This window comes from Kitasatospora sp. NPDC059327 (genome assembly GCF_042752535.1).
Lineage (GTDB): Bacteria > Actinomycetota > Actinomycetes > Streptomycetales > Streptomycetaceae > Kitasatospora.
This window is the reverse complement of the sequence record NZ_JBHYYB010000180.1, coordinates 1-9,867: the sequence shown is the minus strand read 5'-3', so window position 1 is coordinate 9,867 and position 9,867 is coordinate 1. Positions and strand designations below refer to the sequence as shown.

The 9,867-nt window shown below is 77.1% G+C and carries 2 protein-coding genes; both read left to right on the top strand.

The genetic code is table 11. The features are described from left to right. The coding region (locus tag ACFXHB_RS43350; RefSeq protein WP_380582522.1) for an SDR family NAD(P)-dependent oxidoreductase at positions 1 to 3,390 on the top strand (3,390 nt) is incomplete at its 5' end. Positions 3,391 to 3,469: 79 nt separating this feature from the next. Further along, positions 3,470 to 9,867, top strand: a 6,398-nt coding sequence (locus ACFXHB_RS43345; RefSeq protein ID WP_380582520.1) for a type I polyketide synthase, incomplete at its 3' end; no start/stop codon positions are given.

Sequence of the window (9,867 nt, the reverse complement as noted above, 5' to 3'; positions counted from 1 at the left end):
CACACCACCACCTGGACCCTCCACGCCACCGGCACCCTCACCACCCCACCACCGACCACCACCCCCCACCACGACCTGACCACCTGGCCACCACCGCGGGCCGAAACGGTGGACCTGGACGGCCTCTACGAGCGGTTCGCCGAGGCCGGCTACGGCTACGGCCCCGCCTTCCGGGGCCTGACCGCCGCCTGGCGACGCAACGACGAGGTGTTCGCGGAGATCGCGCTGGACCCGCGCCGGCACGCCGAGGCCGCCGGCTGCACCGCGCACCCGGCCCTGCTGGACGCCGCGCTGCAGGCGTGCGCGCTGCTGACCGGTCAGAGCGGGCAGGCCCGGCTGCCGTTCAGCTGGACCGGGGTGAGCGCCCACGCGAGCGGCGCGACCTCGCTGCGGGTCCGCGTGTCGGCGGACGGCCCGGAGGCGGTGCGGCTCGACGCGTACGACCTGACGGGGCGCCCGGTCCTGACGGTGGACTCACTGGTGCTGCGACCGGTGGGAGCCGACGCGTTCGGGCCGGCGGCCGACGGGGACCGGCTGTTCCGGCTCGACTGGCAGCCCGTCGGCGGCGGGCCGGTCGGCTCCTGGGTCCCGCTCGACGCGTTCGACCCGACCGACGCGGAGGAGCCCGTCCCGCCCGTGCTGTTCGCCGACTGCCCGACCGGTGACGACACGGACGGCGGCGGCAGGGACGACACCGGCACGGACGGCGGCGGTGCCGACGCCACCGGGAGCGCCGACGGACCCGATCCGGCGGCCCGTCTGCACCGCACGGTCGCACGCGCCCTCGCGCTGGTCCGGAACTGGCTGGCCGAGGAGCGGTTCGCCGGCTCCCGGCTGGTGCTGCGCACCGTCGGCGCGGTGCGCACCCGCCCGGGCGACCGGCCGGTGGACCTGGCCCAGGCGGCGGTCTGGGGCCTGCTGCGCAGTGCGCAGAACGAGCACCCGGACCGCTTCGTCCTGCTCGACACCGAGCACCCCGGCGTCCTGCCGAGCTCGCTGCCGCCCGAGGGCGAGAACCAGCTCGCCCTGCGCGGCTCGGAGTACCTGGTGCCACGGCTGGCGGCCGCGGCGCGGCCGGAGCTGCTGACGCTCCCGGCGGGCGAGCCGCTCTGGCGGCTGGAGGCCACCGGTGACGGTACCCCGGAGGGCGTGGCGCCGCTGCCGTACGTGCCCGCGCCGCTGGGCGCCGGCGAGGTGCGGATCGCGGTCCGGGCGGCGGGCGTGAACTTCCGGGACGTCGCGGTGACCCTCGGGCTGACCCCGGACCAGCAGGGCCTGGGCAGCGAGGGCGCGGGCGTGGTGCTGGAGGTCGGCGCCGAGGTCACCGACCTGGCGCCGGGTGACCGGGTGCTGGGGATCTTCGGCTCGGCCTTCGGCCCCCAGGCGGTGGCGGACCGGCGCACCGTGGCGCGGATCCCGGACGGCTGGTCGTTCGCGCGGGCCGCCTCCGTGCCGGTCGTCTACCTGACCGCCTACTACGGCCTGTTCGACCTCGGCGGCCTGCGCCACGGGGAGTCGGTGCTGGTCCACGCGGCGAGCGGCGGGGTGGGCCTGGCCGCCGTCCAGCTGGCCCGGCACGCCGGGGCCGAGGTCTTCGGCACGGCGAGCGAGCACAAGTGGGAGGTGCTGCGCGAGGCCGGTCTGCCGGACGGACGGCTGGCCTCCTCGCGCACCCTGGAGTTCGCCGACCGGTTCCTGGCGACCACGCTGGGGCGCGGGGTGGACCTGGTCCTGAACTGCCTGGCGCGGGAGTTCGTGAACGCCTCCCTGCGGCTGCTGCCGGGCGGCGGGCGGTTCCTGGAGCTGGGCAAGACCGACATCCGGTCGGCCGAGCGGATCGCGGCCGACCATCCGGGGGTCGGCTACCGGGCCTTCGACCTGATGGAGGCCGGCCCCGAGCGGATCGGCGAGATGCTGACCGAGATCCTGGCGCTGTTCGACCGCGGTGTGCTCACCCCCCTGCCACTGACCTGCTGGGACGTCCGCGAGGCGCCGCAGGCCCTGCGGCACCTGAGCCAGGCCCGGCACGTGGGCAAGAACGTGCTGCGGCTGCCCGCCCCGCTCGACCCCGAGGGCACGGTCCTGGTCACCGGCGGGACCGGCACGCTGGGCCGCCTGGTGGCCCGGCACCTGGTGACCGGGCACGGCGTACGCCACCTGCTGCTGGCGAGCCGGCGCGGGCCGCGGGCCGACGAGGCCGGAGCGCTGGTGGCCGAACTGGCCGACCTGGGCGCGCGGGCCACGGTGGTGTCCTGCGACGTCGCGGACCGCGGCGCACTGGCCGGGCTGCTCGCGGGCGTGCCCGCGGACCGCCCGCTGACGGCCGTGGTGCACGCGGCCGGCCTGCTGGACGACGGACTCGCCGAGTCGCTGACCGACGAGCAGTTGTCCCGGGTCCTGCGGCCCAAGGCGGACGCGGCGATCGCGCTGCACGAGCTGACCGTCGACGAGGACCTGGCGGCCTTCGTGCTGTTCTCCTCCGGCGCCGGTCTGCTCGGCACCCCCGGGCAGGCCAACTACGCGGCGGCGAACGCCGTCCTGGACGGCCTGGCCGTCCGGCGCGGGGCCGAGGGACGGCCGGGGCTGTCCATCGGCTGGGGCCTGTGGGAGGAGCGCAGCGCGCTGACCGAGCGGATCGGCGGCGCCGAGCTGCGCCGGATGGCCCGGGGCGGGGCGGGCGCGCTCTCCTCCGCCGAGGGCCTGGCGCTGCTGGACCTGGCGCTGGCCGGCCCGCACCACTACCTGCTGGCGGCCCGGGTCGACCGGGCGGCGCTGCGCGCGGACGGGCCGGCCCTGTGGAGCGGGCTGGTCCGCCGCTCCAGGGCGCGGGCCGTCGTGGCCAGGCCGGGCGAGCAGGCCGCGAGCGGCCTGCTGGAGCGGCTGGCCACACTGAGCGCCGCCGAGTCCCACCGGCTGCTGCTCGACCTGGTGCGCGGTCACGCCGCCGCCGTCCTCGGGCACTCCTCGCCGGAGCGGATCCGGCCGGCCCGCCCGTTCAAGGAGATCGGCTTCGACTCGCTGACCGGCGTCGAGCTGCGCAACCGGCTGGTGGCCGCGACCGGGGTCCGGCTGCCGGCCGCCATGGTCTTCGACTACCCGACGCCGGAGGCGCTGGCCCGCCGTCTGGCGGCGAAGGCCGCCGAGCGCGTCCCCGCCGCGACCGCCGCGGACCCGGACGCCCTGCTCGCCGAGCTGGAGCGGTGGGAGACCGTGTTCGCGACGCTCGACCCCGAGACCCCGGTCCGCGAGGAACTGGCGCACCGGCTGCGCGAGGTGCTGGCGCGCACGCTGGAGCGCCCGCCGGCCGAGGCCGCGAGCGCCGACGCCATCGTCGCCGCGACCGACGACGAGATCTTCGCCTACCTCGACCAGCAGTTGGAGGGGCAGTGAGGCCCCCGCGCCCGACGGCGCGCGCACACGCCCCCGCGCAGGACTCCCCCCTCCTCAAGACGAAGGTGCAGGAAACCCCGTGAGCGACCAGAAGCTGCGCGACTACCTCAACCGCGTGACCATCGACCTCCAGCAGACCCGGCAGCGGCTGCGCGAGGCCGAGGCGAAGAGCCACGAGCCGATCGCCATCGTCTCGATGAGCTGCCGCTTCGGCGGCGGAGTGAACACCCCGGAGGACCTCTGGGAGCTGCTGGCCGCCGACCGGGACGCGATGACCGGCCTGCCCGGCGACCGGGGCTGGGACCTGGGCGCGCTGGCGGCCGGCGGTTCCCCGGCGCGCGGCGCCTTCCTGGACGACGCGGGCGGCTTCGACCCGGCGTTCTTCGGGATCAGCCCGCGCGAGGCGGTCGCCATGGACCCGCAGCAGCGGCTGCTGCTGCTCGCCTGCTGGGAGGCCGTGGAGCGGGCCGGCATCGACCCGCACGCGCTGCGCGGCAGCTCCACCGGCGTCTACGTGACCGCCGTGGACCAGGGGTACGGCACGCTGGGGCAGAGCGCCCCGGAGGCCGTCAAGGGCTTCCTGATGACCGGCAACGCGATCAGCGTGCTCTCCGGCCGGGTCTCGTACGCGATGGGCCTTGAGGGCCCGTCGTTGAGCGTGGACACCGCCTGCTCGGCCTCGCTGGTCGCCCTGCACCTGGCCGCCCAGGCCCTGCGGTCCGGCGAGTGCTCGCTGGCGCTGGTCGGCGGCGCCAACGTGATGGCCCTGCCCGGCGCCTTCCTGGAGATCGCCCGGCAGGGCGGGATGGCGGCGGACGGCCGGTGCAAGCCGTTCGCGGCGGCCGCGGACGGCACCGGCTGGGGCGAGGGCGTCGGCGTGCTGCTGGTCGAACGGCTCTCCGACGCCCGCCGCAACGGCCACCCGGTGCTCGCCCTGCTGCGCGGCTCGGCGGTCAACCAGGACGGCGCCAGCAACGGCCTGACCGCCCCCAACGGCCCCTCCCAGCAGCGGGTCGTCCAGGCCGCGCTGGCCGACGCCGGCCTGTCCGGCGCCGACGTCGACGCGGTCGAGGGGCACGGCACCGGCACCACGCTCGGCGACCCGATCGAGGCGGACTCGCTGCTGGCCACCTACGGGCAGGGACGCCCGTCCGACCGGCCGCTGTGGCTGGGCTCGCTGAAGTCCAACATCGGCCACACCCAGGCCGCGGCCGGGGTGGCGGGCGTGATCAAGATGGTGCTGGCGATGCGGCACGGCGTGCTGCCGCGCACCCTCCACGTGGACGCGCCGACCCCGCACGTCGACTGGTCGGCGGGCGCCGTCGAGCTGCTGACCGAGGCACGGGACTGGCGGCCGGACGGGCGACCGCGCCGGGCCGGCGTCTCCTCCTTCGGGATGAGCGGCACCAACGCGCACGTGGTGCTGGAGGAGGCCCCGGCGGCGGAGCCCGCACCGGCCGTGCCCGCCGGCCGGCCGACGGCGGTGCCGTGGCTGGTCTCCGGGCAGAGCCCGGAGGCGCTGCGGGCCCAGGCGGCCCGGCTGGCCGCGCACCTCTCGGCCCGCCCCGGGCTGCGTCCGGTGGACGTCGGCCGCGCGCTGGCCACCACCCGGTCGGCCTTCGAGCACCGCGCGGCGGTGGTGGCCGCGGAGCCCGGCGACCTGCTGCGCGGGCTGACCGCCCTGGCCGAGGACGGCTCCGCGCCGGGCGCCGTGTCCGGCCGCGCGTTCGGCGACGGGCGGGACCGGACGGTGTTCGTCTTCCCCGGCCAGGGCTCGCAGTGGCCGGGCATGGCCCGCGAACTGCTCCTCGAATCGCCGGTCTTCGCCCGCTCGGTGGCCGACTGCGCCGCAGCCCTGGAACCGCACGTGGGCTGGTCGCTCGTCGAGGTGCTGCGCGACGAGCCCGGCGCGCCGTCGCTGGACCGGATCGACGTGGTGCAGCCGGCGCTGTGGGCGGTGATGGTCTCGCTGGCCGCGCTGTGGCGCTCGTACGGCGTCGAACCGGCCGCCGTGGTCGGCCACAGCCAGGGCGAGATCGCCGCCGCCGTCGTCGCCGGCGCCCTCTCCCTGGAGGACGGCGCCAAGGTGGTCGCGCTGCGCAGCCGGCTCCAGTCGCCGCTGTCCGGCACCGGCGCGATGGCCACGGTGAACCTGCCGGCCGCGCGGGCGCGCGAGCGGCTGCGCCGTTGGGAGGGCCGGCTGTCCGTGGCCGCCGTCAACAGCCCGACCTCGGTGGTGGTCTCCGGCGACCCGGCCGAGCTGGCCGAGCTGCTGGCCGGGTGCGAGGCCGAGGGGATCCGGACCCGGAGGGTGGCCGTCGACGTGGCGGGCCACTCGGCGCACGTGGAGAGCCTGCGCGAGGAGCTGTTCGCGGCACTGGCCGACGTGCGGCCGCTGGAGGGCCGGGTGCCGTTCCACTCCGCCGTCACGGGCGGGCGGCTGGACGCCGCCGAGCTGGACGCCGGCTACTGGTTCCGCAATCTGCGCGAGACCGTGGACTTCGACGCGGCCCTGCGTTCGGCGTTGGGCCACGACGGCACGGTGCTGCTGGAGATCAGCCCGCACCCGGTGCTGGCCGTGCCGATGCAGGACGTGCTGGAGGACGTCGGGCACACCGACACCGTGGTGCTCGGCACGCTGCGTCGGGACGAGGGCGGGCTCGCGCGCGTGCTGTCGGCGCTGGCCCAGGCGTGGGTGAACGGCGTGCCGGTGGACTTCTCGCCGCTCTTCGACGCGCACCCGGGCGGCCCGGTGGAGCTGCCCACCTACGCGTTCCAGAACCGCCCGTTCTGGCTGGACACCTCGGCCTCGCCGGTGGCGGCCGCCGACCCGGCGGACACCGACTTCTGGGCCGCCGTGGACCGCGAGGACGCCGACGCGGTGGCGGAGACCCTGGGCGTGAGCGCGGACGGCTGGCGCGAGGTGCTGGCACCGCTGGCGGGCTGGCGGCGCCACCGCCACGACCGGACCGTGCTGGACGGCTGGCGCTACCGGCTCGCCTGGCGCCGCCTGCCCGAGCCCGCGGCCGCCGCGCCGCGGGGCACCTGGCTGCTGGTCAGCGGCGCGGAGGCGCCCGACGCCGACCCGGTGGGCGAGCGACTGGCCGCCCTGCTGACCGCCGCCGGCGCCGAGGTGCTGCCGGTCGTCGTCGACGATCCCCGCGTCGACCGGGACACGCTGACCGAGCGGCTGCGCGCGGCGCTGCGGGACCGCCCCCGGCCGGCCGGGGTGATCAGCCTGCTCGCGCTGGACGACCGGGCGGTGCCCGGACTGCCCGCGCTCCCGGTCGGTCTGGCGGCGACCACCACGCTGGTGCGCGCCCTGCTGGAGCTGGACACCGGGGCAGCGCTGTGGTGCCTGACCCGGGGCGCGGCCGCCACCGGCGGGAGCGAGTGGCCGAGCCACCCGCTGCGGGCCCAGGTCTGGGGCCTGGGCCGGGTGGTGGCGCTGGAGCACCCGGCGCTCTGGGGCGGCCTGGTGGACCTGCCGCCGCTCGACGGGCCGTCGGCGGCGGACGACGAGCGGGCGCTCGGGCGCCTGCTCGCGCTGCTGGCGGGCGACGGCGCCGAGGACCAGGTCGCGCTGCGCCCGGACGGGGTGTTCGCCCGCCGGCTGGTGCGCGCCGCCAAGGCCCCGGCCCCGCGTGACTGGCGCCCGAGCGGCACCGTGCTGATCACCGGCGGGACCGGCGGTCTGGGCGCCCAGGTGGCCCGGCAGCTGGCCCGGACCGGCGCCGAGCACCTGGTGCTGGTCAGCCGGCGCGGCGAACGGGCGCCCGGCGCCGCCGAGCTGGCCCGCGAGCTGGGCGTACTGGGCTGCCGGGTCACCCTGGCCGCCTGCGATCTGGCCGACCTCACCGCGCTGCGCGCGCTGGTGGACGGGCTGGCCGCGGCCGGCGACCCGGTCCGTGCCGTGCTGCACACCGCCGCCGCCGTACAGCTGGGCACCGTCCGGGAGCTCGGGCCGCGCGAACTCGCGGCCACCCTGGCGGCCAAGGCCCTGGGCGCGGCCCACCTCGACGAGATCTTCCGGGACACCGAGCTGGACGCCTTCGTCCTGTTCTCCTCGGTCTCCGGCGTGTGGGGCAGCGCGGACCACGGCGCCTACGCGGCGGCCAACGCCTACCTGGACGCGCTGGCCGAGCACCGGCGCGGCCGGGGCCTGACGGCCACCTCGATCGTCTGGGGCATCTGGAGCGCGGCCGGCGGCGGGCTGGCCACCACCGAGCTGGAGCGCCAGCTGATGGAGCGGGGCATCCCGTTCCTGGACCCCCGGCTCGCGCTCGCGGGCCTGCAGCGGGTGCTGGACGACGACGAGACGACCGTGCTGGTCGCCGATGTCGACTGGGCGCGGTTCGTGCCGGTCTTCACCTCGGTGCGGCCCAGCCCGCTGATCGCCGAGATCCCCGAGGTCAGGGCGCTCGCGGAGGCGGCCGAGGCCGAGCGGGACGAGGAGGGCGAGGCGGGCGCCGCGCTGCGCCGCGCCCTGCGCGGACAGTCCGGTGCCGAGGTGGACCGGATCCTGCTGGAGCTGGTCCGCCGGCACGCCGCCGATGTGCTCGGACACGACTCGGTGGACTCCGTCGCGCCGACCCGCGCCTTCCGCGAGCTGGGTTTCGACTCGCTGATCGCCGTCGAGCTGCGCAACCGCCTGAACGCGGTCACCGGCCTGCGGCTGCGCACCACCGTGGTCTTCGACCACTCCTCGGCGCAGGCCCTGGCCACCGCGCTGCGCGGCGAACTGCTGCTGGAGCCGGCGCGGCCCGAGCCCGCTCCGGCCGGCACCGCCGGCGACCCGGCCGAGCCGATCGCCATCGTCTCGATGAGCTGCCGCTTCCCCGGCGGGATCGACGAGCCGGAGAAGCTGTGGCAGCTGCTGCTGGACGGCGGCGAGGCGATCGGCGCGCTGCCCACCGACCGCGGCTGGCCCGCCGACCTGTACGACCCGGACCCGGACCGGTCCGGTCACTCGTACGTCAAGGAGGGCGGCTTCCTGTACGACGCGGGCGACTTCGACCCGGCGTTCTTCGGGATCAGTCCGCGTGAGGCGGTCGCCATGGACCCGCAGCAGCGGCTGCTGCTGGAGAGCTCCTGGGAGGCGCTGGAGCGGGCCGGTCTCGACCCGGCCGGGCTGCGGGAGAGCCGGACCGGGGTCTTCGTCGGCGTCAACTACCAGGACTACGGCTCGATCGCGGCCTCCGGCGCGCCGGAGGGCACCGAGGGGCACCTGGTGGCGGGGGCCGCGGCCTCCGTGGTCTCCGGGCGGGTCTCGTACACGCTGGGTCTGGAGGGTCCCGCGGTCACCGTCGACACCGCGTGCTCCTCCTCGCTGGTCGCCCTGCACCTGGCGGCGCAGGGGCTGCGCAGCGGCGACTGCTCGCTGGCGCTGGCCGGCGGCGTGGCCGTGATGGCCACCCCGGGCGTGTTCGTCGGCTTCTCGCGCCAGCGCGGGCTGGCCGCCGACGGGCGGTGCAAGGCCTTCGGCGCGAGCGCGGACGGCATGGGTCTGGCCGAGGGCGTGGGTGTGGTGCTGCTGGAGCGGCTCTCCGACGCGCGCCGCAACGGCCACCCGGTGCTCGCGGTGCTGCGCGGCTCGGCGGTCAACCAGGACGGTGCCAGCAACGGCCTGTCGGCGCCCAACGGGCTGGCCCAGCAGCGGGTGATCCGTCAGGCGCTGGCCAACTCCGGGCTGTCGGCCGCCGAGGTGGACGCGGTGGAGGCGCACGGCACCGGCACCACGCTGGGCGACCCGATCGAGGCGGACGCGCTGCTGGCCACCTACGGACAGGAACGGCCCGAGGACCGGCCGCTGTGGCTGGGTTCGCTGAAGTCCAACATCGGCCACACCCAGGCCGCCTCGGGCGTCGCCGGGGTGATCAAGAGCGTGCTGGCGCTGCGGCACGCCGTACTGCCCAGGACCCTGCACGCGGACGAGCCGACCCCGCACGTCGACTGGTCGGCGGGCGCGGTCGAGCTGCTGACCGAGCCGCGCCCGTGGGAGACCGAGGACGGGCGCCCGCGCCGGATCGCCGTCTCCTCGTTCGGCTTCAGCGGCACCAACGCGCACGCGGTGCTGGAACAGGCCCCCGAGGAGGCCGTCGCCCCGTCCCGGGAGCGTCCGCCCGCCGAACTGCCCTGGCCGGTGTCGGCCAAGAGCGCGGAGGCGCTGGCGGCGCTGGCCGGCCGGCTCGGCGGGCGGCTGCGCGCCACCGGTGGCGATCCGGTGGACGTCGGCCACTCGCTGGCGACCGGGCGCGGTGCCTTCGAGCACCGGGCGGTGCTGCTCGGCGGCGACCGGGCCGGCGCGCTGGCGGCGCTGGCCGCCGGTGACCAGGACCAGCACCTCGTGCGGGGCGCCGCGGACGCCGGCGGACGCCGGGTCTTCGTCTTCCCGGGGCAGGGTTCGCAGTGGGCCGGCATGGCCGTCGAACTCCTCGACACCGCACCCGTCTTCGCCGAGAAGATGGCGCAGTGCGA